Here is a 1,276-nt window from a genome sequence, read left to right as displayed (position 1 = left end):
CAAGCGCGTCCACCTGGTCGACATGCACAGCAAGCTGACCACCGGCGACCTGATCGACGGCATCCACCCCACCGCCAACGGCTACGACAAGATGGCCGCCGCCTGGTACGCGGCGCTCCAGTCGGTCCCCGGCAGCATCGGGCAGGGCCCCGGCACCAGTCCCAGCCCGTCACCCAGTCCCTCGCCCAGCCCGTCACGCAGCCCGTCACCCAGTCCTTCGGCCAGCCCGTCGGCCAGCCCGTCGCCTGGCGGCGCGGGGTGCTCGGCCACGTACGCGATCGCCGGGCAGTGGGACGGCGGCTTCCAGGCGACGGTGACCGTGACCGCGGGCAGCTCGGCCATCTCCTCCTGGACGGTCGGCTGGCAGTTCGGCAACGGCCAGACGGTCACCCAGTCGTGGAGCACCGAGATCAGCGCCGGCGGCGCCCAGGTCACCGCCCGCAACGCCGGCTACAACGGTGCGCTCGGCGCGGGCGCGAGCACCCAGTTCGGATTCCTCGGCACCTGGAACGGCGCCAACGGCGTCCCCACGCTGACCTGCACCGCGGGCTGAGTCCGCCAAGCCCACCGCGTTCGCGCTCCCTATCCCCCTGGAGATTCTCGTGCGCTTCACTCGACATCGGCGCTGGCTCGCGGCCGGGATGGCCGCGGCGCTGAGCGTCCTCGGAATCGTGACCGCCGGCTCCGCCCGCGCCGCCGCCGGCTGCCGGGTCACCTACACCGTGACCAACCAGTGGCAGGGCGGCTTCGGCACCAACGTGGACGTGGTCAACCTGGGTGACCCGGTCAACGGCTGGAGCCTGACCTGGTCGTTCCAGGCCGGGCAGACGATCAGCCAACTGTGGAACGGCAGCTACACGCAGTCGGGCTCCCAGGTCACCGTGACCAACGCCTCCTACAACGGCGCCATCCCGACCGGCGGCAGCACGTCGTTCGGCTTCAACGGCGCCTGGACCTCGTCCAATCCGGTGCCGGCGAGCTTCGCACTGAACGGCACCACCTGCAGTGGAACCGTGACCAGCCCCAGCCCCAGTCCCAGTGCCAGTCCGAGTGCCAGTCCCAGCGCGAGCCCGAGTGCCAGCCCCTCGGCGTCCCCGTCTCCGAGTCCCTCCCCCAGCCCGTCGCCGTCGGCGAGTCCGACGAACGGGCCGTGGCCGCCGTCGTCGAGCTATTCCAACCCCGTGTTGTGGGAGGACCTGGCCGACATCGACGTCTTCCGCGTGGACGACACCTACTACTACTCGGCCTCCACGATGCACTACTCGCCCGGCGCGCC

At 71.2% G+C, this 1,276-nt stretch carries 2 protein-coding genes; both read left to right on the top strand.

Features of this window, described 5'->3' with window-relative positions; all coding sequences use genetic code 11:
• Nucleotides 1–553: cellulose binding domain-containing protein (locus tag FLX07_RS35780; protein ID WP_208762577.1), on the top strand; the 553-nt coding region annotated here is incomplete at its 5' end.
• A gap of 49 nt (nt 554–602) precedes the next feature.
• On the top strand, nt 603–1,276 hold a 674-nt coding region (locus tag FLX07_RS35775), incomplete at its 3' end, for a cellulose-binding domain-containing protein (protein WP_244311179.1).

The organism is Microbispora bryophytorum (genome assembly GCF_006874465.1).
Classification (GTDB): Bacteria; Actinomycetota; Actinomycetes; order Streptosporangiales; family Streptosporangiaceae; genus Microbispora; species Microbispora bryophytorum.
Note: the sequence above shows the minus strand (reverse complement) of the source record. Positions and strands in the feature narration are given on the sequence as shown.